Origin of the sequence: Mesorhizobium onobrychidis (assembly GCF_024707545.1) — a bacterium.
GTDB classification, from domain to species: Bacteria; Pseudomonadota; Alphaproteobacteria; order Rhizobiales; family Rhizobiaceae; genus Mesorhizobium; species Mesorhizobium onobrychidis.
This window is the reverse complement of the sequence record NZ_CP062229.1, coordinates 5737411-5763035: the sequence shown is the minus strand read 5'-3', so window position 1 is coordinate 5763035 and position 25625 is coordinate 5737411. Positions and strand designations below refer to the sequence as shown.

At 60.8% G+C, this 25625-nt stretch carries 22 protein-coding genes and 1 pseudogene; 12 read left to right on the top strand and 11 right to left on the bottom strand.

What is annotated here, in order from left to right:
* Positions 1 to 273 precede the first annotated feature (273 nt).
* Positions 274 to 2442: an amylo-alpha-1,6-glucosidase gene (locus IHQ72_RS28535; RefSeq protein ID WP_258118779.1), complete on the top strand. Its 2169-nt coding sequence runs from the start codon at positions 274 to 276 to the stop codon at positions 2440 to 2442.
* A gap of 126 nt (positions 2443 to 2568) precedes the next feature.
* On the opposite strand, the gene IHQ72_RS28530 is transcribed toward IHQ72_RS28535, so the two are convergent.
* Positions 2569 to 3219 (bottom strand): GntR family transcriptional regulator, encoded by a 651-nt coding sequence (locus IHQ72_RS28530; RefSeq protein WP_258123958.1) that lies wholly within the window; start codon positions 3217 to 3219, stop codon positions 2569 to 2571.
* A 194-nt stretch (positions 3220 to 3413) separates the two neighbouring features.
* Here IHQ72_RS28530 and IHQ72_RS28525 point away from each other — a divergent pair, with 194 nt between their 5' ends.
* From IHQ72_RS28525 to IHQ72_RS28515, 3 genes are all read left to right on the top strand, one after another.
* Positions 3414 to 4805 (top strand): malonyl-CoA decarboxylase, encoded by a 1392-nt coding sequence (locus tag IHQ72_RS28525; protein WP_258118777.1) that lies wholly within the window; start codon positions 3414 to 3416, stop codon positions 4803 to 4805.
* 22 nt (positions 4806 to 4827) lie between these two features.
* Positions 4828 to 6348, top strand: a complete 1521-nt coding sequence (locus IHQ72_RS28520) for a malonate--CoA ligase (protein ID WP_258118776.1) — start codon at positions 4828 to 4830, stop codon at positions 6346 to 6348.
* Between the two features lie 111 nt (positions 6349 to 6459).
* Entirely contained in the window at positions 6460 to 7809 is a 1350-nt protein-coding gene (locus tag IHQ72_RS28515) for an SLC13 family permease (RefSeq protein WP_258118775.1), read from the top strand.
* Positions 7810 to 8003: 194 nt separating this feature from the next.
* Here IHQ72_RS28515 and hutC read toward each other — a convergent pair whose 3' ends face one another.
* The 8 genes from hutC to IHQ72_RS28475 form a co-directional block, all read right to left on the bottom strand.
* Entirely contained in the window at positions 8004 to 8735 is a 732-nt protein-coding gene (hutC, locus tag IHQ72_RS28510; RefSeq protein WP_258118774.1) for a histidine utilization transcriptional repressor HutC, read from the bottom strand.
* Positions 8732 to 9736, bottom strand: coding sequence for a zinc-dependent alcohol dehydrogenase (locus IHQ72_RS28505; protein ID WP_258123957.1), 1005 nt, complete (start codon positions 9734 to 9736; stop codon positions 8732 to 8734). Before IHQ72_RS28505 ends, hutC begins: the two co-directional genes overlap by 4 nt.
* Before the next feature lie 6 nt (positions 9737 to 9742).
* Positions 9743 to 11065 carry a histidinol dehydrogenase gene (gene hisD, locus IHQ72_RS28500; protein WP_258118773.1) on the bottom strand — a complete coding sequence of 441 codons (1323 nt, stop codon included), beginning with the start codon at positions 11063 to 11065 and terminating at the stop codon, positions 9743 to 9745.
* Between the two features lie 35 nt (positions 11066 to 11100).
* Positions 11101 to 11901, bottom strand: coding sequence for an ABC transporter permease (locus IHQ72_RS28495; protein ID WP_258118772.1), 801 nt, complete (start codon positions 11899 to 11901; stop codon positions 11101 to 11103).
* A complete protein-coding gene (locus IHQ72_RS28490) occupies positions 11898 to 12842 on the bottom strand; it encodes an ABC transporter permease (RefSeq protein ID WP_258118771.1) in 945 nt (314 codons plus the stop codon). The genes IHQ72_RS28495 and IHQ72_RS28490 overlap by 4 nt, the downstream gene beginning before the upstream one ends.
* Before the next feature lie 66 nt (positions 12843 to 12908).
* A complete protein-coding gene (locus IHQ72_RS28485) occupies positions 12909 to 14015 on the bottom strand; it encodes an ABC transporter substrate-binding protein (protein WP_077381662.1) in 1107 nt (368 codons plus the stop codon).
* Between the two features lie 35 nt (positions 14016 to 14050).
* Positions 14051 to 15196 (bottom strand): ABC transporter ATP-binding protein, encoded by a 1146-nt coding sequence (locus IHQ72_RS28480; protein WP_258118770.1) that lies wholly within the window; start codon positions 15194 to 15196, stop codon positions 14051 to 14053.
* 118 nt (positions 15197 to 15314) lie between these two features.
* Positions 15315 to 16088 (bottom strand): SDR family NAD(P)-dependent oxidoreductase, encoded by a 774-nt coding sequence (locus IHQ72_RS28475; protein ID WP_258118769.1) that lies wholly within the window; start codon positions 16086 to 16088, stop codon positions 15315 to 15317.
* Positions 16089 to 16298: 210 nt separating this feature from the next.
* On the opposite strand from IHQ72_RS28475, the gene IHQ72_RS28470 reads away from it, so the two are divergent.
* The 6 genes and pseudogenes from IHQ72_RS28470 (at position 16299) to IHQ72_RS28445 (ending at position 20532) form a co-directional block, all read left to right on the top strand.
* Positions 16299 to 16547 (top strand): type II toxin-antitoxin system VapB family antitoxin, encoded by a 249-nt coding sequence (locus tag IHQ72_RS28470; RefSeq protein WP_258123956.1) that lies wholly within the window; start codon positions 16299 to 16301, stop codon positions 16545 to 16547.
* Positions 16544 to 16949, top strand: a pseudogene (locus IHQ72_RS28465) (PIN domain-containing protein). The gene IHQ72_RS28470 and the pseudogene IHQ72_RS28465 overlap by 4 nt, the downstream one beginning before the upstream one ends.
* 973 nt (positions 16950 to 17922) lie before the next feature.
* Positions 17923 to 18549, top strand: a complete 627-nt coding sequence (locus IHQ72_RS28460) for a transglutaminase-like cysteine peptidase (protein WP_309508700.1) — start codon at positions 17923 to 17925, stop codon at positions 18547 to 18549.
* A gap of 324 nt (positions 18550 to 18873) precedes the next feature.
* The gene (locus IHQ72_RS28455) at positions 18874 to 19275 is read left to right on the top strand and encodes a hypothetical protein (protein ID WP_258118768.1); all 402 of its coding nucleotides are present in this window, start codon (positions 18874 to 18876) and stop codon (positions 19273 to 19275) included.
* Positions 19276 to 19842, top strand: coding sequence for a type II toxin-antitoxin system VapC family toxin (locus IHQ72_RS28450; RefSeq protein WP_258118767.1), 567 nt, complete (start codon positions 19276 to 19278; stop codon positions 19840 to 19842). It abuts the gene before it with no gap.
* 57 nt (positions 19843 to 19899) lie between these two features.
* Positions 19900 to 20532 (top strand): DNA alkylation repair protein, encoded by a 633-nt coding sequence (locus IHQ72_RS28445; RefSeq protein ID WP_258118765.1) that lies wholly within the window; start codon positions 19900 to 19902, stop codon positions 20530 to 20532.
* Between the two features lie 154 nt (positions 20533 to 20686).
* Here the strand turns inward: IHQ72_RS28445 and IHQ72_RS28440 are convergent, their stop codons facing one another.
* Complete coding sequence (locus IHQ72_RS28440) at positions 20687 to 21205, bottom strand: DUF1579 domain-containing protein (protein WP_258118764.1); 519 nt, start codon at positions 21203 to 21205, stop codon at positions 20687 to 20689.
* Positions 21206 to 21826: 621 nt separating this feature from the next.
* On the opposite strand from IHQ72_RS28440, the gene IHQ72_RS28435 reads away from it, so the two are divergent.
* Positions 21827 to 22564, top strand: coding sequence for a TylF/MycF/NovP-related O-methyltransferase (locus tag IHQ72_RS28435; protein ID WP_258118762.1), 738 nt, complete (start codon positions 21827 to 21829; stop codon positions 22562 to 22564).
* A gap of 16 nt (positions 22565 to 22580) precedes the next feature.
* Here the strand turns inward: IHQ72_RS28435 and IHQ72_RS28430 are convergent, their stop codons facing one another.
* The gene (locus tag IHQ72_RS28430; protein ID WP_258118761.1) at positions 22581 to 23495 is read right to left on the bottom strand and encodes a GSCFA domain-containing protein; all 915 of its coding nucleotides are present in this window, start codon (positions 23493 to 23495) and stop codon (positions 22581 to 22583) included.
* A 321-nt stretch (positions 23496 to 23816) separates the two neighbouring features.
* Between IHQ72_RS28430 and IHQ72_RS28425 the strand changes: the two genes are divergently transcribed.
* Positions 23817 to 25622: an ABC transporter ATP-binding protein gene (locus IHQ72_RS28425; RefSeq protein ID WP_258118760.1), complete on the top strand. Its 1806-nt coding sequence runs from the start codon at positions 23817 to 23819 to the stop codon at positions 25620 to 25622.
* Positions 25623 to 25625 lie beyond the last annotated feature (3 nt).

Below are 25625 nucleotides of genomic sequence, written 5' to 3'. Positions count from 1 at the left end.
GGTACCGGATAAGCGGCCTCGATCGTGCACGGGTGCGACAAACTTTTGAAGTGCGATTCACGGTCGAGCGCATGTGCAGCGACTACTCGGCGATCTATCGCTCGCTCATGGAGGGCACAACGAATGCACTTGGTTCTCAAAACAAGCGCGTTAAAAATACCGCAATGATGACTATGTCTAGCTGACAGAGCAAGGAGATGGCTCGGCTGCCCGGCGTTAGCCGGGGATCAGCGCCTGAGCCCCTTGGCCGCTTCTGAACAGGAGAGGTTGACCATGACCAGTCAACTCGAAGACCGCAAGATTGATCCAGCCGTGGCGCTCCCGGCGATCGATGAAGCGGCACCGCGCGAGCCGCATCGGCAATTTGCGCTGAAGCACGAGGATTGCTTCGTCGTCGCAGACAGCTACGGCGACATACGCGGCTCCGGCGACGGGCTTTTCCGCGACGACACGCGTGTGCTGTCGCGCTTCCGCCTGTTCATCGGCGGCCGGATGCCGTCGCTGCTCGGCGCTTCGCTGTCGCAGGATAACATCCTGTTCACCGCCAATCTCACCAACCTGGCCACAATCGGGCCGAACGGCAGCGAAGCGTTGCCGGGCGTCGTCCATATCGACCGGACCCGGTTCATCTGGCAGGACCGGATGTTCGAACGCATCACCTTCACCAACTACTCCGCGCGCGAGGTGATTCTGCCGGTCCGGCTCGACTTCGACGCCGATTTTCGTGACATGTTCGAGGTGCGCGGCACTACGCGCAGCCGCCGCGGTCGCGCGCATGACGCGCTGGTCGGCGCCGCGAGCGTGACGTTTCGATATGAAGGCCTCGACGATGTGGCACGTCAATCGGTCATCGCATTCTCGATCAAGCCCGATCAGGTGCATCCCAACCACGCCGATTTCCTCATTCTCGTGGCAAGGCGTGACAGCAGAGCATTGTACCTGGAGGTCGGCCACAGCGAAGAGACCCCCTCCAGCGACCGCTTTCGCGCGGCCGCCGCGCGAGCCCGCTTCGCCATGCGCTCAAAGCGCCGGCAGGGCGCCACCGTCTTCAGCTCCGGCCGCGTGTTCAACGACTGGCTGACACGCACGCGCGCCGACATCGCGCTACTGACGACCGATCTGGAGACCGGGCCATACCCGTATGCCGGCATCCCCTGGTTTTCGACGGCTTTCGGCCGCGATGGCGTCATTTCCGCCTTACAGATGCTCTGGCTTAATCCGGACCTTGCTCGTGGGGTGCTGGCCTTCCTTGCCCACTATCAGTCGACCGAGACTTCTGTGTTCGACGATGCCGAACCCGGCAAAATCATGCATGAAACCCGGAAGGGCGAAATGGCCGTGCTGCGCGAACTGCCGTTCGGCCGCTACTATGGCGGCGTCGACACCACGCCACTCTATGTCTATCTGGCTTCGTCCTACGCCGATCGCACCGGAGACGAGGCATTCGTCGATCGCATGTGGAACTCGCTGGGCGCTGCCACTGCGTGGATGGAGGAGGTCGGAGCCCGCAACGGGGAAGGCTTTGTAACCTACAACAGGGCGGCCGACACAGGTCTGTTCAACCAAGGCTGGAAGGACAGCGCCGATGCCATCTTCCATGCCGACGGCACGATCCCCAAAGGGCCGATCGCATTGGTCGAGGTGCAAGGTTATGTCTTCGCCGCATATCAAGGTATGGCCGCGCTGGCCGCCAGACGCGGCGACGATGCAAAGGCGGCGCACTGGAGCGCCCTGGCAGAGAGGATCCGCGAGGCGGTGGAGACGCATTTCTGGATGCCGGACCGCGATTTCTATGCTTTGGCAATCGACGGAGAAGGCAAGCAATGCGCGGTTCGCGCGTCCAACGCCGGTCACCTGCTTTATGTCGGGCTGCCTTCAGCGGAACGGGCTGAGGTAGTCTCCACCCAGCTGCTCTCTGGTCATCTCCATAGCGGTTGGGGCGTTCGGACACTCGCCGACGACGAGGTCCCATTCAATCCGATGTCTTATCATAATGGCTCGATCTGGCCGCACGACACCGCGCTCTGCGCTTCCGGGCTCGCCCGCTATCAAGAGCGTGACGGCGTCGTGAGGCTGATGAGCGGGATGTTCGAGGCGGCAGTCCGTTTCAACATGCGGTTGCCGGAGCTGTTCTGCGGCTTTACGCGTGCCGCCAGCGATTCACCGGTGGCCTACCCGGTCGCCTGTCTGCCGCAGGCATGGTCGGCAGGTTCCGCGTTCATGATGCTGCAGGCCTGCCTGGGCATCCGGATTGACGGCTGGAAGCGCGAGATCACCGTCGAACGCCCGCGGCTGCCGATCGGCATCGACAACATCGTTATCCGCCACCTGGCCATCGGCGAGGCGAAAGTCGATCTCGTCTTCGAGCGCATTGGTGACCGCGTTGTGTGCTATCTCGACCACCGCCATGAGGGTCTGGTGCCTCTGGTGGTGCGCACCTGACGCAGGCCGGCTCCCCATGTGCTCCGTGATGGACACTGCCATCAATGACTACGGCGCAACTGATACCTGCGCCGATCGCCAGCGCACCGACTGTACGGTGGTACCTGCCCAAGCCAAACCGGACGACTATCTGCTCGCCAGCGTCGCTACAAGATCGCTGAAACGTTCGCCCTGGATGCTGACATGCTGGCGCAGGAGCGTGCGCGCCTGCTCCGCGTCGCCGGCGAGGATTGCTTCCACGATCGCGCCATGCTCGGCGAACGACGTGGCAACGCGGTTGCGCACGCGCAGTTGGAGACGCCTGTAGGGCTGCAGACGGCGATGCAGTGCGACGCACTGCTCGGCCAGAAAACCGCTGTGGCTGGCAGCGTAGATAGCTTTGTGAAAGCGTTCGTTATCGTAATAGTAGGCGTCGCTGTTGCCGGCCGAAGACGAACGCTCGCAATCTGCATGCGCGGCCAGGATGGTTGTGCGATCGGCATCGGTGAACCGTCGCGCGGCCAGCGAACCGGCCAAACCTTCAAGTTCCGCCATCACCTCGAACATTTCGAAAATGCGGTGCGGTCCCGGATCGATCACCACGGCACCCCGGCGCGGCCGGATCTCCACCAGCCCGATCGCGTTCAACTGCATCAGCGCCTCGCGCACCGGCGTTCTCGACACGCCGAAGCGTGTTGCCAATTGCACTTCGTCTAGTCGTGCACCGGGGGCGAAGTTGTTCGAGATTATGCCGTTTTCAATCTCGTCACGTAGGCGCTGAACGACATTCTCCGACATTTTTTGGCCTTCCAATGCAACATGATAAATCTTGTATGCAAGAACGTTGACTTTGCGTACAAGGATGGTTAAGAATGATACCACAAAAGGCAAGTCGCACACAAATGGGTGGACGCATCCGAGCACCAGCACGCGTCGAGACCGCGCGGAGGGTCTGCTTGCGCCGATTTCGACTTTGCCAGGAGGACTCCGACATGGCAGGCATCTCGTTCTTTAGCGATATGGTGCAAAGCATCACCGATCGCGGCCGCAGGCTGCTTGCGGCAGGCGCGCGCAGCGAGCCGGTCCAAGCCGAGACGAATATCGAAACACTCTGCGACATGCTTTTGTCGAGCCGGGGCGAAGCCTCGGGCATGGCATTGGCCGCAGAGGTCCTTCAGCGCTGGGCCCAACTGGACGCGGCCGGTCAGCAAGACTTCGTGCGTATGCTGCACGAACAGTTCGGCCCAGACATCGCCAAGCTTGACAAAGCCATCGAGCGCTACCGCAGCGACAGGAGTTCGGACGCCGTCATCGAACTGCACCAAGCCGCCGAGCCGCGTCGCCAGGAACTGGTGCGCAGACTCAACCTGGCCCCCAAAGGCACGGCAAGACTGGTGGAGATGCGCGAGCGCCTATTAGCCATGAAGGATGCGACGGAACCGTTTCGCGCCGTCGATGCCGACTTCGCCCACCTGTTCGGCTCATGGTTCAACCGCGGTTTTCTGACCCTGCGTCCGATCGACTGGTCGACGCCAGCCGACATCCTGGAGAAGATCATCAGATACGAGGCTGTGCATGAGATCGCCGGCTGGGAGGAACTGCGGCGGAGACTGGCTCCAGCCGACCGCAGGTGCTTTGCGTTCTTCCACCCGCGTCTCGCAGACGATCCGCTGATCTTCGTTGAGGTTGCGCTGACCAAGGCGATTCCCTCTGCCATCGCGGATGTGCTCGACGTAAACCGTTCCCCGATCACGGCCCAGGACGCCACCACCGCTGTCTTCTATTCGATCTCCAACTGCCAGGACGGACTGCGCGGCGTCTCTTTCGGGAATTTTCTCATCAAGCAGGTGGTCGAGGATTTGCGCCGCGACCTGCCGGGCTTGAAGACCTTCGTGACGCTGTCGCCGGTTCCGGGTTTCGCTGGCTGGCTAGCGAGGCTGCGCAAGACGACCGATGCGAGCCTCGATGATCAGGCCCTCAAGACGCTCGAGCTGCTGGACGATCCGAGCTGGGCGGACAATCCGCAGAAGGCGCGGGCCGTCGAAGCTGTGCTCGTCCCGCTCGCCGCACGCTATTTCGTCAAGGAACGCGCCAGCGGCAGACGGCCGGTCGATCCTGTGGCGCGTTTTCATTTGGGCAATGGCGCTCGCCTCGAACGGCTGAACTTCCTCGCGGATCGCTCCGCCAAGGCGATGCGGCAGTCCCACGGCTTGATGGTCAACTATCTTTACAAGCTGGATGACATCGAGGCGAACCACGAAGCCTTGGCGCAACATGGCGAGATCGCTGCTTCGCCGGAGGTAAGGAAACTGGCGGCAATCGCTTCGATCGACGCCAGTATCGGCGCCCCGGTTCGTCGCCGCACCGAAATGCAGAAAACCTAATAAGCGAATTGGGAGGAGTTCAATGAGCAATCACCTGTTCGACGCCATGCGAGCATCCGCCAAGTCAGGCGAGTCGATTTTCATCGAGACTATTGATGGTCAGCGTTGGACCTATGGAGATGCGCTGCGGCTCTCCGGACAGATCGCCAGCGCAATTGATGTGCTCGGCGTTCGCCCAGGCGACCGCGTCGCGGTCCAGGTGGACAAGAGCCCGCTGGCTCTGAAGCTCTATCTCGCATGCGTGCGCTGCGGGGCGATCTATCTGCCGCTGAATACCGCCTATACGCTGGCTGAACTCGACTATTTTATCGGTGACGCCGAACCGCGGCTCGTCATCGTCTCCTCGAAGTCGCGAGCTGATGTCGAAAGGATCGCGCACGGTTACGGCGCGATTGTCGAAACGCTCGACGCGGACGGCGCCGGGTCGCTCATGGAGTTGGCCCGGGACGAGTCTGCCGATTTTCTCGACGCGGCGCGCGCGCCTGACGATCTCGCCGCGATCCTGTACACATCTGGGACCACCGGCCGTTCCAAGGGCGCAATGCTGACGCACGACAACCTTTTGTCCAATGCAATAGCACTGCGCGAATGCTGGCACGTGACCGCAGCCGACCGGCTGATCCACGCGCTGCCGATTTTTCACACGCATGGGCTCTTCGTGGCGACCAATGTCACGCTGGTTTCCGGCGCCTCGATGTTTCTGCTGCCAAAGTTCGAGCCTGGCGAAATCCTTCCTCTGATGTCGCGGGCGACGCTGATGATGGGCGTGCCGACCTTCTATGTCCGGTTGCTTCAGCATGAGGGCCTGAACCCGGAGACGGTCGCCAACATTCGGCTGTTCATCTCCGGCTCGGCGCCGCTGCTCGCTGAAACGCACGCCGCATTCAAGCAGCGCACCGGTCACGCCATTCTCGAACGCTACGGCATGACCGAAACCAACATGAACACCTCAAACCCCTATGACGGCGAGCGAAGGGCAGGGACAGTAGGTTTCCCACTCCCGGGCGTGTCGGTGAGGGTCACCGATCCGGCCACGGGCGAGACGCTCGGACCAGGCGAAACCGGCATGATCGAGATCAAGGGCCCGAACGTTTTCAAAGGTTATTGGCGGATGCCTGAAAAGACGGCGGCGGAGTTCACCAAGGACGGCTATTTCATCAGCGGCGACCTCGGCAAGATCGATGAGGCGGGCTATGTCCACATCGTCGGCCGCGACAAGGACCTGGTGATCTCCGGCGGCTATAATATCTACCCGAAGGAAGTCGAGGGTGAGATCGATCAACTCGACGGTGTCGCCGAGAGCGCGGTCATCGGCATTGCACATCCGGATTTCGGCGAGGGGGTAACGGCCATCGTGGTGCTCAAGCCCGGTGCCACAATGGACGAAAAGGCCGTGCTCAACGCGCTGCGCGACCGCCTCGCTCGCTACAAGCAGCCGAAACGGGTGATCTTCGCCGAGGACCTTCCGCGCAACACCATGGGAAAGGTGCAGAAGAACCTTCTGCGCGACCGGTTCAGCAACCTTTACATGCCCGCCTCCTAGGAGGCGCTGACTACCCTGCGTTGGTGCTTGGGAGCGAGACCAACGCAGGCTGATCTACTACCGATGGAAATGAGAACGGGCGCCTGAAGGCGTTTCCCGAGGGAGGAAGCTATGAACATCCAGATTCTGTCGATCGCGCTGCTGGTCGGCATGTTCGTGATCGCCACCATCCAGCCGATCAATATGGGCGCACTCGCCTTCGCATGCGCCTTTCTGGTCGGCTCGCTCATCATGGCTATGAAGCCGGCGGAAATATTTGCTGGCTTCCCGAGCGACCTCTTCCTGACACTGGTCGGCATTACCTACCTGTTCGCCATCGCCCAGATCAACGGTACTATCGATTGGCTGGTCGAGGGCGCGGTCAAACTGGTGCGCGGACATGTGGCGTGGATTCCCTGGGTCATGTTCCTGGTCGCCGCCATCATCACCGGCTTCGGTGCCCTCGGACCTGCGGCGGTCGCCATCCTGGCCCCGGTGGCGCTGGGTTTTGCGTTCCAGTACCGCATCAATCCGGTCATGATGGGATTGATGGTTATTCACGGTGCTCAGGCGGGCGGCTTTTCGCCGATCAGCGTCTATGGCGGCATCACCAACCAGATCGTCGAAAAGGCGGGGTTGCCGTTCGCGCCGACATCACTGTTTCTCTCCAGCTTCTTCTTCAACCTGGCCATCGCCGTCCTCGTATTCTTCGTCTTCGGCGGCTCGAAGGTGCTGCGTACTTATTCGATCGCGTCGGGACCGCTGCCCGACCTCCACCCCGAGGGCGTGACGCAGTCAATCGTCGGCCACGGCGGCACGCCGGCTACTCCGATCAGCCATCACGTCTTTGAGGAGCAGACAAAAAATATGTCGGCGCTTTCCAGCCTGACTACGGAAAGGTTGACGACATTGATCGGCCTTACTGCGCTCGCGGTCGGCGCCCTTGTCTTCAAGTTCAATGTCGGCCTGGTCGCGATCACTGTCGCGGTCGCCCTGGCGCTCCTCTCGCCGAAGACCCAAAAGGCGGCGATCGACAAGGTCAGTTGGTCGACCGTGCTCCTGATCGCCGGCATCATCACCTATGTCGGAGTCATGGAGGAAATCGGCACGATCGACTACGTCGCCCACGGCATTTCAAGCCTGGGCATGCCGCTGCTGGTTGCACTCCTCCTCTGCTTCACCGGCGCCATTGTATCGGCATTCGCCTCATCCACGGCATTGCTGGGAGCCATCATTCCACTGGCCGTGCCCTTCCTCCTGCAGGGACAGATCAGTGCCATAGGTGTGGTTGCCGCGATCGCGATCTCCACCACCATCGTTGACACCAGTCCGTTTTCGACCAACGGTGCGCTGGTCGTCGCCAATGCCCGGGAAGCAGAGCGCGAGAGCGTGCTGAAGACGTTGCTGATCTACAGTGCGCTTATCGCCATCATCGGCCCTGTCATCGCCTGGCTGGTTTTCGTGGTCCCCGGGTTAGTTTGAACGGTCGGCCGCTTCCCGGACATTCCCAATCAGTCTGGCCGCTCCGGTGCAATTTGACCGGCGGCCAGGCTTGACCCCGAACCTGATATGGTCGGCGTCAACAAGAAAAACGGCGGCGCAGTCAGAACTGGTTCCCTATCAAGCAGCCGTTGGGCCGATAGGGTGCCCCGCCCGGCTTGGCTACGTGACCCCGCTCATGCGGGCGAGGGCGCGTAGCGGCTGCCCAGCGAATAGCGGCTGCCGACATAGGTGAGCTTGTTGACGGTGGCGACCGCCGCGCCTGACCAGGTCCGCCGATGCAGGAGCAGGCAGGGGTCGCCTGGCCGGATCATCAAACGGCCGGCGGCCACCTCGTCGGCGGCGACGGCCGAGATCACGTGCTCCACTTCCGTCAGCGGCGTCGCCCGCTGCAGATAGTCGTAGGTGGTGGTCGCAATAAAATTTTGCCGGTGGTAGTCCGGTGCGAGAGCCGAATTGACGAAGCGTTCCTCAAGCTGGACGGGCACATCGTCCTCGAAATGCACGATGATCGAATGGGCGACCGGTCTGCGGCGCATGAACTCGAAGGCGACAATGAGGTCCAGCGCCGGGTCGCGGATCTTCTCGAGCACGACGACCTCGGCCCTGTGGCGTCCGCCGCGCGCGGCGATCTCGCCGGCGATGTTCCTGATTTCGATGAGGGCAGATTGCGGCTTCGGCGGCGCCACGAAGGTGCCTACGCCCTGGATGCGCAGGAGGTGGCCCTCCGAGGTCAGTTCCCTCAGCGCCCGGTGCACGGTCATGCGCGAGACGCCGAGCGTGCTGACCAGCTCGTTTTCGGAAGGCAGCCTCCGGTCCTTCGGCCATTTGCCGCTGCCGATGTTGCCAAGCACGTAGTCCTTGACCTTTTCGTAGAGCGGTCCGGCGGTTTCGGGAAGCTTGATCATCGCCCACCCCCCATTCGGATGATGGTCTTCAAGCCGCCGCTCGTGCCTGCGATCAGGCGCTGGTAGGCGGCGGGGATTTCGTCGATCGCGATCTCCTCAGCCACGAAGCGCGACAACAGGGGGGCGAGATCGCCAAGCATGGCTACGGCCGGCGCAAGCTCGTCGGCGAAGGCGTGGCAGCCGACAAGCGCGATCTCGCGCTCGACCAGGAAGTTGGGGTCGAGGTCGAGGCGGCCATGCGAAATGCCGACCAGCGCCAGCGTGCCGCCGCCGGCCAAACGATCGAGCAGCCGCGCCATCACCGTCACATTTCCCGTCGCGTCGATGGCATGGCGCAAGTTAGGATCGTGGGGCAGGATGCCCAGGTCGACGACGGTCGCGCCGCTCACCTCGGCCACAAGATCCGCACGCGCTGCATTGCGGTCGGCGACGAGGACCGGTCTGTCGCTGCGCCGCGACAGGAGCAGCGCCGCCAGCCCGCCGATCGGGCCGCAACCGGCGATAAGCACCGGCGCCCCGGCCGGCGCCGACAGCCGCCGCACTGCGTGCAGGGCGACCGCCAGCGGCTCCGCCATGGCGGCGATTGCGGGATCGAGCGCGGGGTCATGGCGCAGGAGCAGCCGCGCCGGCAGCTCCGTCTCTTCCGCGAAGCCGCCGTCGCAGACCTCGCCTACAAAGCCCAGTGTGGCACAGACATTATGCAGGCCGGCCCGGCAAGCAGGACATTCGCCGCACCAGAAACGCGAATCGGCGACGACCCGGTCTCCGAGGGCCACCCGGGACACGCCGGCCCCCACGGCAGTCACTTCGCCAGCGAACTCATGTCCAACGACGCTCGGCGCGCGGTTGATCCACTGACCGGTGCGGAAATTGTGGAGGTCGGAGCCGCAGATGCCGGCGGCCGTCACCCTGAGCCGCACCCAGCCAGGCCCTGGTTCGCCGGGAGACGGCACATCCTCGACCCGCAAGTCGCCCGCCGCATGGAGTCTGGCCGCCTTCATCATCCGCTACCGCACCAGATATCGGTCGCGCACGTCGGAAACGGCGTGTTCGTGCGAGGAAAAGCCTTCATAGCGGGCAAGCGTACGGGCATGACGCGCGAATTCCGGATAGGCCGTCGCCGTCACGTAGCCGATGGAAGAGCGCTTGACGAAATCCGTGACCGAGAGCGGTCCACAGGTACGCGCCCAGCGGCTGGTCGGCAGCACGGCGTTCGGGCCCAGCCCGAAATTGCCGATCGAAACCGGCGTGTGCGGCCCCATCAGGATCTCGGCGGCTTCGGTGATGTGGCCAAGGTGCGCAAAGGGATCGGTGGAGAGGATCTCCAGATGCTCAGGTGCGTAGTCGTTGATGAAACGGTAGCTCTCCTCGATCGATGCCGTCAGCACGATGCCGCCACAGGCACCGGTCAGCACCGCGGTGGAGAACGCTACCCGCTGATCGGTCATGCGCGCCCAGTGCTCGGGCAGCGCCGCCAGTGCCTCCTCCGTCACGCGGCGGCTGTGGGTCACCAGGTAGGCCGACGAGTCCGGCCCGTGCTCCGCCTCGATGAGGAGGTCGAGCGCGGCCAGTCCGCCATGCACGCTGTCGTCGGCGAGGATAATCGCTTCCGACGGACCAGCGGGAAGCCCGGGATCGATGACTCCCGCAAGCAGCCGCTTGGCCGCAACGACCCAAGGGCTGCCTGGACCGACGATCTTGAGCGCGGGCCTGATCGTCTCTGTGCCGTAGGCGACCGCGGCGACCGCCTGCGCGCCGCCGCATTTGTAGACCGTTTCGACGCCGGCGAGGCGCGCCGCAACCAGTGTCGCTGCGTCCACCGAACCATCGGCCGCTGGCGGCGTCATGATAGCAAGTTCCGGGACGCCCGCCACGACGGCGGGCACTGCGGTCATCATTGTCACCGAAGGGAACGCCCCCTTGCCGCGCGGGACATAGAGCGCCACCGAGCGGATCGGCGTGAAGCGGTCCCCGGCATAGGCGCCGGGCCGCATTTCCTTAAGCCACATCGCTTCCGGCTTCTGCTCTTCGTGGAAACGCCGGATGTTGTCGATGCCGAAGCGAATGGCGGCGACCACGTCCTCGTCCACCATGCCGAAGGCGGCGTCGAACTCGGCGGGGCTGACCTTCAGCCGCGCGGCATCGAGATCTGCCTTGTCCAAGTCGCGGGCGAAACGGACGAGCGCGGCGTCGCCTTCTGTTCGGACCGCCTCGATGATCGGTGCGGCCTTCTCCATAAAGCCAGAGAGATCGGTCTCTGAGCGCCGCATCAGTGCCGCTCGACTGGCGACGTCGAGTTGGCTCAAGGCGTGGAACGATACGTTTGGCATAGGATTTCCTTTTCGGCCCCGCGGGCCGGCATTCCTCATTTCGATTTCAGGAAGATGTCGAGCCCGACCAGCCTGTCGAGCAGGAAGATGGCGACAGCCGAGCAGGCGATGAAGACCACGGAGATCGCGGCAAGATCCGGCGTGATGATCGAGCGGATGGAGTTGTAGATCAGCACCGGCAGCGTCACGATGCGGGCATCGACGAGCAGCAGGCTGACCAAGAACTCGTTGAGCGCAAGGATGAACATCAGCAGCGAGCCGGTGATCACCCCCGGCATAACCGCCGGCAGGGTGACGGAGAAGAACACCTGGAGCGGCGGCGCGCCGCAATTGGCGGCGGCCAGTTCAAGGTCCGGGTCAAGCCCGGTGGCACTCGCCGTCACCGCCCAGATCATGAAGGGAAGGTTGATGACGCAGCAGGCGATGCCGACCGGCCAGAGCTGGCCGAGAATGCCGGCGTTGCCGAAGACCAGCATGAGGCCGATGCCCGATCCGATCAGCGGGATGGTAAAGGGCAGCAGCAGATAGATCTGGATCGTCTTCTCAAAACGCACCGCATATTTCGCCAGCGCGATGCCAGCCAGCGTGCCCACGGGAATGGCAACGATCGTACAGACCGTCGCAACTTGGAGCGTGCGCAGGAAAGCGTTGCGCAGGTCAGAGGCCTGCGAGATGCGCGCATACCACCGCAGCGACAGCCCGTCCGGCGGAAACGTGATGATGTTGCCGCCGGTGAAGGAAGCGCCGAGCACGACGACCGTCGGCGCCGAAAGCGTCACCAAGGCGATCGTCACCAGGGTCCACAGAACAACCGATTTGCTGCGCGAGCCGCTCACGCCCGTGACCTCCCCATCGCAAGCGTTCCGGCTCCGAACAGCGCGAACACCAAGCCGACGAGGATTGACCCGAGCGCGACCAGCATAAGCGCCAGCGTCGCGCCAAGGCCCTGATCGGACGTTCGGAAGAACTGGTCGTAGATGGCGTTGGCGATGAAGTCCTGAGAGCCGCCGCCAAGGATCGCGGGGACTGCGAAATCGGTGAGCGAAAGCGTCAGCACCACCACGCCGGCGCCGATAAAGCCCGGACGAGCGAGTGGCAACACGACATGGATGAACGTGCGAACCCAGTTCGCGCCGAGCGATCCAGCGGCCGCCTCCAATTCTTCGGGAATGGCGGTGAGTGCCGGCGCGAGCATCAGTACGGCGAAGGGCAGCATGTACTGGACGAGGCCGAACAGCACGGCGGGATAGTTGTAGATGAGCCGCATCGGGGCGACCCCGACAAGGCCGAGCGCCTCGTTTACCATGCCCTGATTGCCGAGGATGATCAGCCAGCCATAGGCACGCACAACCTGGCCGATGAAGAACGGCAGGAACAGCGCAATCAGCAGGAATTTGCGCAATCCTGGCGAACGCGTGCGCACCATCAGATAGGCGTAGGGAAAGGCGAAGACGAGTGTCACAGTGGTGACGATCAGGGCGGCGATGAGGCTGCGCTGCGCGACAACGAGGAACAGCGGCTCTGTCAGCGCCCGCCGGAAGTTGGCGATGGAATAGTCGTCCGAGAATTGGAAGGTGGTGGTGTCGAGCGTGCGCAGGCTTGCGTCCGCGATCTGGATGAGACCGAGCACGAGCAGTCCGACCAGCAGCACCGCCGGAAGCAGTATCAGATAGGGCGTAGCGCGCCGGAACCGCGCCGGCCAGATGGCGGTGGCAACGCCTTCCAGCGCATCCATGATGCGCCATTTGAGGGGATAGGCTGTCCTGGCTGCCCGCATGAAAAAATCCGTAACCGACGTCGTGAAGGAGCCGGTGCCGCCAGCGCAGCACCGGCCGACCCGGCGTCAACCCTGCATGATCGCCTTGAACTTGGAAAACCACTCGCTCTCATTCTCGACCTGGATCTTCGACGAGATGCGGATGAGGCGCTGGAAATCCGCTTCGGTGGTCGGATAGGACGGATCGCCCACCAAATCCTTCGGCGGTGTGAGGCCCGGCACCACGCCCGGCAAGCCAAGCCCATCCAGCCAGACCTGCTGGGCTTCCTTGGTCAGCGCATGGTTGATGTACTGCTTGGCCCAGTAGAGTTCGTTTTCCGGCAGGCCCTTGGGAATCCACAAACCGTCCGTGTCGAATTTCGCACCCTCCTCCGGCACGACCCATTCGATTTTGACCCCGTTCTTGCGGGCCTCTCGGGCGTTGGTCGAGATGGTGCAGGCGGCATCGATCTCGCCGTTCTGGAACCAGGTGGTGAAGTCGGGATCTTCGCCCAGCAGCGGCTGCTGCGCCTTCATCTTGGTAATGAAATCCCAAGCCGGCTGCATGTTGCCGGGTATGTCCTCCAGCTTGCCGCCACCGGCGACCTGCGCGGGGAAATGGAAGCCGATGCCGTCATTGTAGAAGGCAAGCCGGCCCTTGAACTTCGGGTCGAGCAGGTCTTTCCACGACTTCGGCGGTCCGTCCGGGAATGCCGCAGGCCGATAGGCAAGCACATAGACATACCCGTAGGTGTTGACGATCGGGAAGCCTTCCAGGCCGGCCGGCTTGGCAAGGTCCGTCACATTGGCGAGGTTCGGCAAGTCGGAGAGGTCTTCCGTCACGCCGCGCAGTGCCGATTTCGTGGCATTGGTGGTGGTGTCCCAGTTGATGTGGATCGGCGGGACCCGGTTCTGCGCTACGGCCGCCCAGACCTTGGGCTGGATCTCATTGTCTTCGGTCAGGTCGTGACGAACAGCAATCCCCGTCATTTTGGTGAAGCTGTCGGACACGCCAGCCTTCAAACTATCCACCCAACTGCCGCCCCAGGCGCGCACGATGATCTCCGCCGGCTTTTCCGGCTCCTGCGCATAGGCGCCGCGCAGGCCGAGCGCTGAGGCGCCGCCGAGCGCGGCGGTGGCCTGAAGGAAGGTTCTGCGGGAAAGATGGGATAATGTCGGCTTGAAGCGCTTCATCTGCATTCTCCTCTGGGTTTGACCGGTGTCCGGTTCTATCGAAAAACAAGCATGTCCCTGGCATTCCACCCCAGGAACACGCTTTCGCCTATGTCGAACTGCGTGTGCGCGGCGGGATCATGGTCAAAAACGCGAATGACCTCGTCGCCAATCGCGGCGCAGGCGACCTCGTAGACCATGCGCTCGCCTTCGAAGATCGTGTCGGTGACAGTCCCGGCCAGCATGCAATCGAGATTCGACAGCTGAGCAGCATCGCCGGCGAGACGGATCTGTTCGGCGCGGATCGCTCCCGACGCCTTGCCGCCCTCCGCAGGTGGATTGACCGGATCGCCGATCTTTCCGGCAAGCATCAGATCACCCCGAAGGATGGAGACGTCGCCCGCTCCCGAGACGGCCCGCGCCGTACCGGCAATGAAGTTGGTGACGCCGATGAAATTGGCGACGAAGGCGTTGCGGGGCTGGCGGTAGGTGTGGATCGGCCGTGCCTTCTGCTGAATTTCGCCCTGATCCATGACGACGATATCGTCGGAAACCACCAGCGCCTCGCGCTGGTCGTGGGTGACGTTGATCGTGGTGACGCCGAGCTCGCGCTGGATGCGGCGGAATTCGAGCTGCATTTCCTCGCGCAGCTTTCGATCGAGTGCAGCCAGCGGCTCGTCGAGAAGCAGCAGGTCGGGCTCGAACACCAGCGCGCGCGCAATCGCGACGCGCTGCTGCTGCCCGCCGGAAAGTTCGTGAATGCGCCTGCCGCCATAGCCCTCGAGCCGGACCAGCGCGAGATATCGGTCGACGCGGTCCGGAATGGTGCGTGCGTCGCGCCGACGCATCTTCAGCGGGAAGGCGACATTCTCGGCCGCCGTCATATGTGGAAACAACGCAAGCCTTTGAAAGACCATGCCGATCGACCGCTTGTGCGGTGGCACCGCGCTCACCGCTTCGCCGTTGATGAAGATCTCGCCGCTGCTCGGGGTCTGGAACCCGGCGATCATCCGCAGGAGGGTTGTCTTGCCGGACCCAGAAGGCCCGAGAATGGTGAGGAACCGGCCCTTCGGCAGATCGAAGGATGCATTCTTGACGGCATGAACCCCATCGAAGTCCATCCCGACGTTGCGGACCGTGACTGCGATTTCCCTGCCGCCTTCCGCTTCGCGTGAAGCTACGGCCCGGAAAGGCTCCTGCATTGCGGTTCCCCTTGTTTGTCGCCAGTCGCATGCAAGAACGTCCAGCGTTGTGAGGTGGTATATACAACCATATACAAGTCTGGTCTACACGGTTCTTGTTGCACCACACCCCAGTCGCTCAGATGGATGCGAGATAACCGCCGTCGACTGGGAGGCAATGCCCAGTGACATAGGCTGATGCCCCGCTCGCCAGAAACACAACGGCTCCGGCCAGATCCTGCATCGTACCGAAGCGCCGCTGCGGGATCTTGGCCAGCATCGCCGTCTGCCAGTCGGGATCCTGATAAAAAGCATCCGTCATCGCCGTATGGAAATACCCCGGAGCGATGGCGTTGACGCGGATGCCGAGCGATGCCCATTCCGCGGCGAGCGCGCGCGTCATGCCCAGGAGCCCAGACTTGGACGAACCGTAAGGCACCGCGGTCGGAATGCCGACATAGGAGGTCAGCGAGCAAAGATTGATGATCGCGCCACCGCTGTTGCCGGCAGCCATCCGCCGCGCCGCCGCCTGCGCACAGAAGAAGGCGCCCTTCAGATTGGTCGATACGATGCGGTCCCACACTGCTTCGTCGACGTCGAGCGAGGGCTGGACTTGCTCATAGCCGGCGTTGTTGACCAGGATGTCGAGCCCGCCAAAGGCATCCGCGACATCGTCGACCACCACGCGGATACGATCCGTGTCGAGCACGTCGAGAGACCGGCAAAGCGACCTTCGCCCGCTAGCGCTAATTCGGTCCGCCGTCTCACGAAGGGATGTTTCGTCGCGGGCGGTCACCGCGACGTCCGCACCAGCCGCGGAGAGCGCCTCCGCCATGGCCTGGCCGATGCCGCGGCTGGCGCCGGTCACCAGCGCTTTTTTTCCCGTCAGGTCGAACAAGGGAGCGGCGTCCATGCTGTCACGGCTCCTGTTTTTTTCGAAATTGCATAAGGTCGGATTGGAAACGAACACCAGTTGCGGCCGGTTGTCTATACATCCTGCGCTATTGCCGGGGTCGCTTCATGCGCGATGCCGACGATCACGGAGCTGTTGGATGGCAAGCCATCATCTGCCATCTTGCTGGCAGTGCGGATGGCTTATATCCACGGCAAAAGGAGTTCCATTATGGCCGAACCTCAGCTTTCCGTACGCAGCGCCAAGGCGCGCGATCTTGCCCATCGGCTTGCTCGACGCGAGAACCGCTCGATCGCCGACGTGGTTGAGCGCGCACTGGAATCCTATGAGGTTCGGCAAGCAGGTCGTGAGCCGGCATTGACGTTCTACACTCGTATTGCTAGCGCTTATGGTACCGAAATCGACCTTAAAGCAGTGATCCGGGATGATCGGCAGGTTCATCCTGGACCTGAGCTTTGATCTTCCTTGATACCAACGTCATTTCCGAGACGCTGAAGAAGTCGCCCGATCCTGCCGTGATCGCATGGTTGGTCCGCCATGACGCTGAACTTGCGCTTCCAGCCGTGACCATCGCCGAGATCGCTTTCTGCATCCAGAAAATTCGACCCGATCAGCGTGGCGAGCGTCTGGAGCAGGGACTGTCGGATTGGCGTCGCCGGTTAGCCGATCGGATCTTCGGGCTGACCGAGGAAGCCGCGATGGCCTATGGGGAAATCATGGGTACTGCAGTGCGGCAGGATGTCGGCGCCCGACGGCATGATTGCTGCAATCTCAAGGGTGAATGGCGGCCGCTTGGCGACGCGGAATTTGGGTGACTTCGGCACGACTGGTCTCAAGTTGTTCTCGCCGTGGGAGTTCTGACCCGTCGGATATGGCTCATTCAGGACTGGAGCATGGCGGCAGGATTTTCTTGCGCCCCTGTCCAACCACCCTCGTTGCATTACGGGTGATTGGACAGTTTTGCATGGGAAGGCAAGTTCTCCGTATATTAACGGCCCGCCCATGGTGCACGACCCCTAAGAACCTTGCCGGGCTGTGGCTGTCCTTCCTTCGGGGCTAGCACGAGTGGAGGCAAGGAAGCCGTGTGACTGGTATCTAAGGTCATTCCGCTGTTGTCGACGCCAGTAGCGAATCCGCGGGTCGGGTCGCGATCCGGGTTTTGATTGGCAGCGAGCGAGACTCCTGTCGACGAGGCAAGGAGGACGAAAGCCGTTGCAAGTTTGTTCATCGTATTTTTCCTTTCTTCGAATGAGCAGACCGGCCAATCGGGCGCCTCGCGCTATTGACTCCTGCTTGCGAAACCGCTGTCGGCGTTCTGCCTCGTCACCATGACGAGCCTTCCTGCTCACGATTGGAACTTACGCTGCCCCTGTCGCAGAGGTTTGCCCGGGTGCCATCGAAATGTATCCGAATGTATGCGAAATCTACGCGAGAGCGCCGTAGCTCTTGGCCTTCGGTCGCTTCGACAAATTTGGCTACAACTTTTTCTCGGCCGTCTGTCCACGTTTGGGCAGCCAAATACGTGTCGGCGTCGTCATTTGGTCCCGTAAGCGGCGCTGCTGAAGAACCTCGGTGACGTACAGGCGCACAATTCCCCATTGATTGGGTCGTCGATAAGCGCAGGTGCGCCGATGCGATCATGCGAGAACACGCGAGGGTCTTCCAGTGGCCATGGAAATTCCCTGGCGCTGACCGCGCGGCGTCCAGCATTCGGTCGTTGGTGATGGTTCGCGACCGTAGCTGTAAAATGTGTGTCGGCTGCGTTGATGTGCCCGTGAAAAGATGGTAACGCGATATTAAATATTGTTTCGGGTCGTTACCTTGGGCGGGGCGAATGGGATTGGTGATACCGCGGGCATGGTTGTGTGCCGGCCTACTGTTGGGCTTGATGATGTCCGCGACGCCGATGGAGAAAGCTTCGGCCGATGCGGTATCTGGTGCCATGGCCACCGGGCAGCGGAGTTCTATCCCGGTCGGCCACGTTGAATTCTGCCGAAGGCATGCCTCAGAATGCAGGATACGATCGGGCAGGGTCCCTCCAGTCCTTTTGAGCAGAGGCATGGAAGACAAGCTCGCGTCCGTCACCAAACTCGTGAATAGATCGATCAAGCCCGTGAGCGATTTTGCCGTTCATGGCACGATGGAATTTTGGTCCTATCCTGACAGCGCGATCGGCGACTGCGAGGACTATGTCCTGCTTAAGCGCCGGATGCTCAATTTGGAGGGCATATCGCTCTCGAACCTTCTGATCACCGTCGTCAAAAAGAAGGACGGCGAGGGGCACGCAGTGCTGACGGTCAAGACCGACAAAGGCGACTATGTGCTCGACAACCTCAGCGACGAGGTGAAGCTTTGGTCGAAAACTGGATATAGATTTCTAAAAAGGCAATCGTCCACAGATACCGGGCGCTGGGTCGCGATACTTGAATACCGCGACATCCTGGTCGGGGCAGTCGACTGATCCTTCGAATTTGCAGATGGACAATACCCGGCGTTCCCGCGCCACGCCCAACCTGCGGCATCCGCTCGGGCGAGTTGGAATCCGAGCCGAAAAACATACGCCTGTGCCGAAGCAGAGGTGCGACCATGGCCGGTTGTGCATGAGGCGCTGCTGCGCTTCTCCGATCAGCCCGTCTGCGCCTTTCGTCGGCAGGAGCGCCGACGACACCGCTCGCGCATCAGCCGCGCACTGCCGCAACGGGTGGAGCATTTCGGGGCCTTGTTGAAATCGTACCCGTGTTATGTTAGACGAAATCGCGAAATGTCAGACCTTGGAGGCTGCGTCATGGCGAACCCAGCGAGGAAGAAATACACAGGTGGCGGTACGGAGCGGCAAGGGCGTTTTGTCATTCAAAAGCGCGCGGGCATGGCTGATATGACATCGAAGGCGGGTGAGCCGCTTTCGAAGAACGGTCGGGCAAAAAAGACGGTCCTGATCAGCAGAACCCGTTTCGAAGCCGTCATGAAGGCGGCAGAACTTTCTGGTCTCCTGGGCGAAAAGAACATGAGGATTGGCGCTCGCATCAGCCCGGCGCTGATTGAAAAAGCAAAGAAGCAGACTGGGATTAAGACCGATACCGACTTGATCGAATTCGCCCTCGCCAATGTCGCGCTCGATGACAATTTCGGACAGACATTCAGAAAGATCAGGGCAACCGTCGATCCGTCCCTTAAGCTCGGGTTCTGAATGACGGATTTCGACTTCGCCGAGGCTGTCCGTTGGGCACGATTCGATCCCCAAAAGACGCTGTCTCGTCGCAAGGATGATGAACTGCCTTTCCTCGGCGAAACCGCCGAGGCGGGGCAGGAACTCATGCTCGATACCTGTGTCTATATCGATGGGCTGCAGGGACGCGCCCCGTATGTCGTGGCTGATCTGCTCGATCTCAGGCTCAGCAATCATTCGACGGTTGCCATCCAGGAACTCATGCATACCGTCGGCGTGCTAGACCCCAACCATCCCGGCACTAAGACGGCGATCAAGCAGATTGGCGCTACCATTGGCGACATGCACCCCCATCGTGTGTTCGCACCGGATCCCGACGTGCTTGGAAAAGGCGCCCTGTTGTCAGGCATCCTGTGTCGCCTTCAAGGCTACCGGAAAGACGCTCGCCTCCGTGCCCTTCAGGATTGTGTTTTGTTCCTGCAGGCGCGGAAGCTAGGGTTTACGGTTCTCACCGGGAACATCGGCGACTTCGATTATCTTCTTCAGCTAGTCCCGACTGTGCGGGTGCTGTTTTATCGTCGAGCGTGATCGTCACTCCATGACGAAGGGAGCATCATGTCAACGAGCACAACAATCAAGGACGTTATGCGCGAACTCTCCGCACTCGAAGATCCGAAGATGCGCGAGGCCAATGAGCGCCGTGGTGACGATCACGGTGTGAACCTCAGCCATCTTCGCTCTCTCGCCAAGCGCCTCAAGACGCAGCATGAGCTCGCATTTCGGTTTTGGGCTACGGGCGACACCGCCGCGCGCCTTCTGGCGACCCTGGTGTGCAGGCCGAAGGCTTTCTCTGCGGCCGAGCTCGACGTGATGATCCGCGACAGTGGCTCTCCCAAGCTCCTCGATTGGTTCATCGTGAATGTGGTGAAGCGCAGTCGGCACGCCGATAAACTCCGTCTGGGCTGGAAGGATGGCGACGACCTGGTCGGCCGCGCAGGCTGGAGCCTGACAACTAAAAGGGTCGTCAAAACGCCGAGGCTCGATCCGCTACTCGACCAGATCGAGAAGGAGATGAAGCAGGCACCTGCCCACAAACAGTGGGCGCATTGCCTCGCCGATATTGGCATTCGTCATCCCGAACTTCGCGCGCGCGCAATAGGGATTGGCGAGCGGCTCGCCGTCCTCATCGACTACCCTGCGTCACCTGGTTGCACACCACCCTATGCACCGGTCTGGATCGCAGAAATGGTTCGCCGACACGAGGAGACACGAGGTTGATTGCGGGCCTCGAAGGGGCCGTCGACGTGGTCATCCGCTGGTGATCAGCAAGGCTATGTAGGCTAGCGGTACCCACCTGACATAAGAGTCCGGCTCGGGATTCCCCTTGGCTGCACGCGAAGGAGCGGAATTTTGTTTGGGCCAACTCTGTCAGTCACCGTCGTGAAAAGTTCGAGTACCAATTCCATTCCCACGTTCTGCCTGCATCAGCGGAGAACGCACGGCTGTAAATCGGGGTTTTCGGGTTGCGCTTATCCCAGTGGAATTTCACGATAACGTCCTTGCCGGCCACAACCTCACGGCCGAAGAATTCGCCTTCGTCGCCATTGAACGAGCCCACCTTTCCGTCGTCGAGTTTGCCCGCGTTGCTGTCGGCCCAGTAGATCGTCCAGAGACGCGTCTTTGGATCGAACAATCGCACGGTGAGGCCCTCGAACGGCTTTCCTCCCAACTCCGTATGAAAAATGTCGAAGTTGCCCAAACCCACTAGGATTTGGCGGAACTCCTGGGTCGCGTCGAATTCCTCCCACTCGTCGCTGCCGGCCAGCGGTTCCTTCAACGTACGATTCCTGATGTTCCAGTTGCCCACCAAATAGTCGAAATCATTTTTGGACGACGTCTCGCTCGCCGTTATCGCAAGTTTCCCGTCCGATGAAAGAGAGAACGCACTCATCTACTTTCCTTTGGATCGGCGTCGTGCCAGCACTCCCATCGCCGCGGACATGACGAATGCATGGGCGTTTCTTCGATGACTGCGGCGCGCTTCGCATGTCCGATCGCGGCAACAACTGGATGCGACCCAACCGCGCGTCGTGATGCACGCCCGCCGTCACCTCCATGTTGCAACGCGTAAGCCGAAGACCCGTTCCGGGCACGATCCGCTTCGGTTAGCTCCGCCACTCCGTCGCGAAGTCGCGTTGCTCCGCGCTCCACTCAGGATTAGCTAACCGCCCTGAACCCCTGAACCGACCTCCCAACCGGGCACCAAGTGTCAGATTCTGACCACTAGCACCGCTCTGCTTGCGGCGTTGCGCGGACAGTGCAAGCTGGGCAGTGCGTCAACTCCGACAGGGATTCCGGACCGGGCCAGGCACGTGACCCGTGGTCTTGAGTCGCACTCCGTGGGAGTTCCATTCTCGGCGCTGGCTCTTATTACGAGCACCGGGAGCGCTTCCTTGCGGCGCTCGATAAGCCAATGTCTTTCAGCCGGGAACTCGACTTCATTCCGCGTCTGTGCTGGCAGAGCTTTCTCTTCTGCCCGTTTTGTGAACATATCGAATGCTGGAGGATACAGATGAAATTGAGAGACGCGGCGCTTGCTGTTATTTCGAAAAAACGCAGAGGCGTGGCTTGGTATAAGGTCTCTCAGAAGAAGGCCGACAAATACGGCTTCTATGTTTATTCCAGTCATATGGTCTGGAAGGACCAGCCGTTTTTCCGAAAGGCGCTGCAGCGGGTCAAAAACATCCGCGGGATTCCAGATCCCCGGGCTTTCGTCCTGCAAAGCTGCTTGCGATCGATCGAGCGTATCGATGGCGATGTGGCCGAATGCGGCGTAAGGCAAGGCCGGTCGACGATATTCATGCTGATGAGCGATCTTCGGCCACGGCACTACCACCTTTTCGACTCGTTCGCCGGCCTCTCCGAACCAACCGCAGAGGATCGCAAGCTAAACGGCCGAACGCCGTGGAAGTCCGGCGATCTCAGCACCAACGAGAAGGTAGCCAGAGAGAATATTTCCGACTTCAGCAACACCACTTTTCATGTGGGATGGATACCAGAAACTTTTTCCAGCGTGTCCGACCGGCGTTTCGCCCTGGTCCATATTGACGTCGATCTATACGAGCCGACACGTGACGCGCTTGCCTTCTTCTACGATCGGGTGTGCGCGAATGGCATGATCATTTGTGACGACTACGGCTCTGCGCTTTGTCCTGGAGCCCGAAAGGCCTTTGATCAATTCTTCGAAAACCGTCCTGAAGGCATCATCGAACTTCCAACGGGGCAGGCGATTGTCGTAAAGGCAAGCTAGTGCTGAATGGCTGCAGCTACGGCGACGACGGAGCAAAGTACGCATTGAAGAACTGTTCAACGATCTCGTCGACGACTGATATCTTTACGTGCCGTAAGTCCTCTCTATAGCTACGAGCAAGGCCTCCATAGGTGACAAACTCGAATGAGGGAAGATAATGGACATTGTCCCGTTCCCGGCAGACTTGACCAAGCACAGCCCGAAGAACGGATTTGCCTTCAGTGCTCGCGGTGACGACATCCGCGTCTTGAAACGTCCGAGCCAACGCAACCGGTGAGACTGTAAGAATTATCGGTGCATCGGGTTTGTGTTGACGGACCATGTCCACGGTAGCCATCACGTTGGCGTAGTTTTCCTGAAAGCTGCTGACGTGAAGCGTCGTTTCCTGCATTCCGCCTCCGCCACGATAAAGCGGTTTCTGTGCTGCTACTTTGCCACTGGATTTGTTGATGAAGACCTCAGTCATTCCGAAGGTGAATATGAATGCCGTGGCTGCATCGAAGCCGACCCGCATCTCTTGGTTTATGCTCTCGATCACCTCCCTGAGAACTTCCGGAGATCTGGCGAAGATGCCGCGGCGGTATGGGTCCTGAAAGCAGATTGGCCCCCAAGGAGCACGTTTCTTGACCTGCCACCAGTCGTCATGGGCCTGATCCCACACCCCAAGCATTTGCTCGACCTGAAGGCGAACAGTGAAGCTGTTGTAGAAGTTCATATGCTCCTGCCGAGGCAGCTCATCTACAATGGCCTGTGTCGGGTCGAAGCTGATATTTCTGTAAGACGGAACGCATGCGATCTGTCTGCTTGTCAATGCACGTCGAATTTCCTGCGCGAAGCAACTCCCCATCGTGAAGAATATATCGTCAGAAGTGAATATTGAGGTTTTGCGGATTGTAATGGTGCCAGAACTGACAAAGTCGTCATACTTCATGTTTGATTTGTTCGATGCCATCAAACGAATAGGTTTAATGTATCCGAGTTGGTGGCGGAGCCGAAGATACTTTCGTCGAACTCGTTCTAGCGATGTCACGATGGCTCCATGATCTTCATAGCCGGCCGCCGACAGCAATGCCCGACACTTAGTCCGCTTCGCCGCTAGCCGCAATCAGGAGGATTCAAGATTGACTATAACTTCGAACGAAGTCAGACGTCAGGTATCAGTTTGGCGCATGTGTGACGGCGCCGAGAAAATTTTCATGGATCGGCAGGAGCGAGGGTCGTCAGAGAACGATACATCGCATCGGGAAACGGAATGAGCGCAAAGAAACGAATTTCAGCGGCCCTGGCATACCCGCTGGTCAAGCGCCTGATCGTGGAGAACCTGCCGCCGCACATAAAGCTGTATCTCACCGGTTTGCTGTGTTCGATCGTCGCTGCGGCGGCGACCGGCGCAACGGCTTGGATCATGAGTGTCATGGTCAATTCCATTTATGTGGATCGGAACGCTGCCGCCGCATGGGGTATTAGCGCCGTGATTGTCGGCATTTTCCTGGTCAAGGGGATCGCCGACTACTGCCAGACCATCACAACGGGGAAGGTTCGCCGGGCTATCGTTTCGGACCTTCAAAACCGCCAGTTTTCCCGAATGGTGCGTTTCGACATCAACCGCTTCGCTAACCAGCATCCGGCGAAATTCGTCTCCAAGATCATGTTCAACGCGCGCGCCGGGGCCGCCGTTATTCTCACCCTCACGAGCAGCACCGTCTCCGATGTGCTGAAGCTGATTGCCCTGGCAAGCGTCATGGTCAAGCAGGATCCAATGATGTCGCTGATATCGGTGGCGGTTCTACCCCTGCTATTCCTATCGGTGGGCGCGATAACCAGGAAGCTCAAGGCGCTGGCAAGGGGCGAGACGGAGTTGGCAGCACTGGTCCAGTCGATCGGCACGGAAGCCGTCGAAGGTATCCGCACCATCAAGTCCTTCCAACTCGAAGACAAGGCGGCCGCCAGCTTCGCGAAGGCCGTCCGCAAGATGGAAAGGCGCGGCATCCAGATCAACCGCACATCGGCGTTGATGAGTCCATTGATGGAGACAGGCGGCGGCTTCATCATTGGCCTTTTCATCATTTACGCCAGTTGGCAGACCCTCGGCAACGGCAAGACGCCGGGCGAATTTATGGCCTTCATAACCGCCTTTATGCTTGCCTATGAACCCGCCAAGCGGCTGGCCCGGGTCAATGTCGACATCCAGAAGCAAATGGTGGCCGTCGGGCAGATGTATGATTTGATTGACACGCCCGAACAGCGACAACTCGCAACCGCGGGCGAGCACCTCACCGATGTCGAGGGCGGCCTCCGTTTTGAAGATGTGGCCTTCTCCTATGAAGGGAATAGCCCTGCGCTGCACGGTGTTTCCTTCGAGGTGCGACCTCGTGAGAAGCTGGCGATCGTCGGCCGCTCCGGCGCCGGCAAGACGACCATCGTCAATCTGATCCTGCGCCTGATGGAGCCGGACAGGGGCAGGATTCTCCTCGACGGAAAGGACATTTCGAAGATCAGCCTGGCCGACGTTCGCGACAATATCGCCCTGGTGTCACAGGATGTTTTCCTGTTCGAAGGCTCGATCCGTGACAACATTCGCGACGGACGCCCGAACGCCAGCGATCAGGAAATCGAGTCCGCGGCGGACCTCGCCCGGGTCACCAGCTTTGCCTCTAACCTGGAAAACGGGCTCGACACGCTGGTGGGTCCGAGCGGCACCAATCTGTCGGGCGGGCAGAAACAACGCGTTGCCATCGCGCGCGCCCTACTCAAAAATGCTCCGGTGATTGTCTACGATGAAGCAACATCCGCGCTCGACGGCGAAAACGAACGGGCGGTCATGGAGGCTGCGTTCGACAATGCATTTCAGCGCACTGTGATCTGCATTGCGCACAGGCTTTCAACCATCAAGGCGGCCGATCGCATCCTGGTATTTGACGCTGGTATGCTTGCGGACTCCGGGACCCATGACGAACTCGCCATGCGCAGCGAAATCTATCGCTCGATCTTCCATCTGGAAGTGTCCGCTCCGATCGTCGAAGGCGGCAAAACGCTGCGGCAGAGCGTATTGCGCTGAAGA

Coding starts and splice junctions, on each gene's coding strand:
- IHQ72_RS28535 (WP_258118779.1), top strand. CDS start 274: ATGACCAGTCAACTCGAAGACCGCAAGATTGATCCAGCCGTGGCGCTC.
- IHQ72_RS28530 (WP_258123958.1), bottom strand. CDS start 3,219: ATGTCGGAGAATGTCGTTCAGCGCCTACGTGACGAGATTGAAAACGGC.
- IHQ72_RS28525 (WP_258118777.1), top strand. CDS start 3,414: ATGGCAGGCATCTCGTTCTTTAGCGATATGGTGCAAAGCATCACCGAT.
- IHQ72_RS28520 (WP_258118776.1), top strand. CDS start 4,828: ATGAGCAATCACCTGTTCGACGCCATGCGAGCATCCGCCAAGTCAGGC.
- IHQ72_RS28515 (WP_258118775.1), top strand. CDS start 6,460: ATGAACATCCAGATTCTGTCGATCGCGCTGCTGGTCGGCATGTTCGTG.
- hutC (WP_258118774.1), bottom strand. CDS start 8,735: ATGATCAAGCTTCCCGAAACCGCCGGACCGCTCTACGAAAAGGTCAAG.
- IHQ72_RS28505 (WP_258123957.1), bottom strand. CDS start 9,736: ATGAAGGCGGCCAGACTCCATGCGGCGGGCGACTTGCGGGTCGAGGAT.
- hisD (WP_258118773.1), bottom strand. CDS start 11,065: ATGCCAAACGTATCGTTCCACGCCTTGAGCCAACTCGACGTCGCCAGT.
- IHQ72_RS28490 (WP_258118771.1), bottom strand. CDS start 12,842: ATGCGGGCAGCCAGGACAGCCTATCCCCTCAAATGGCGCATCATGGAT.
- IHQ72_RS28485 (WP_077381662.1), bottom strand. CDS start 14,015: ATGAAGCGCTTCAAGCCGACATTATCCCATCTTTCCCGCAGAACCTTC.
- IHQ72_RS28480 (WP_258118770.1), bottom strand. CDS start 15,196: ATGCAGGAGCCTTTCCGGGCCGTAGCTTCACGCGAAGCGGAAGGCGGC.
- IHQ72_RS28475 (WP_258118769.1), bottom strand. CDS start 16,088: ATGGACGCCGCTCCCTTGTTCGACCTGACGGGAAAAAAAGCGCTGGTG.
- IHQ72_RS28470 (WP_258123956.1), top strand. CDS start 16,299: ATGGCCGAACCTCAGCTTTCCGTACGCAGCGCCAAGGCGCGCGATCTT.
- IHQ72_RS28460 (WP_309508700.1), top strand. CDS start 17,923: ATGGGATTGGTGATACCGCGGGCATGGTTGTGTGCCGGCCTACTGTTG.
- IHQ72_RS28455 (WP_258118768.1), top strand. CDS start 18,874: ATGGCGAACCCAGCGAGGAAGAAATACACAGGTGGCGGTACGGAGCGG.
- IHQ72_RS28450 (WP_258118767.1), top strand. CDS start 19,276: ATGACGGATTTCGACTTCGCCGAGGCTGTCCGTTGGGCACGATTCGAT.
- IHQ72_RS28445 (WP_258118765.1), top strand. CDS start 19,900: ATGCGCGAACTCTCCGCACTCGAAGATCCGAAGATGCGCGAGGCCAAT.
- IHQ72_RS28440 (WP_258118764.1), bottom strand. CDS start 21,205: ATGAGTGCGTTCTCTCTTTCATCGGACGGGAAACTTGCGATAACGGCG.
- IHQ72_RS28435 (WP_258118762.1), top strand. CDS start 21,827: ATGAAATTGAGAGACGCGGCGCTTGCTGTTATTTCGAAAAAACGCAGA.
- IHQ72_RS28430 (WP_258118761.1), bottom strand. CDS start 23,495: ATGAAGTATGACGACTTTGTCAGTTCTGGCACCATTACAATCCGCAAA.
- IHQ72_RS28425 (WP_258118760.1), top strand. CDS start 23,817: ATGAGCGCAAAGAAACGAATTTCAGCGGCCCTGGCATACCCGCTGGTC.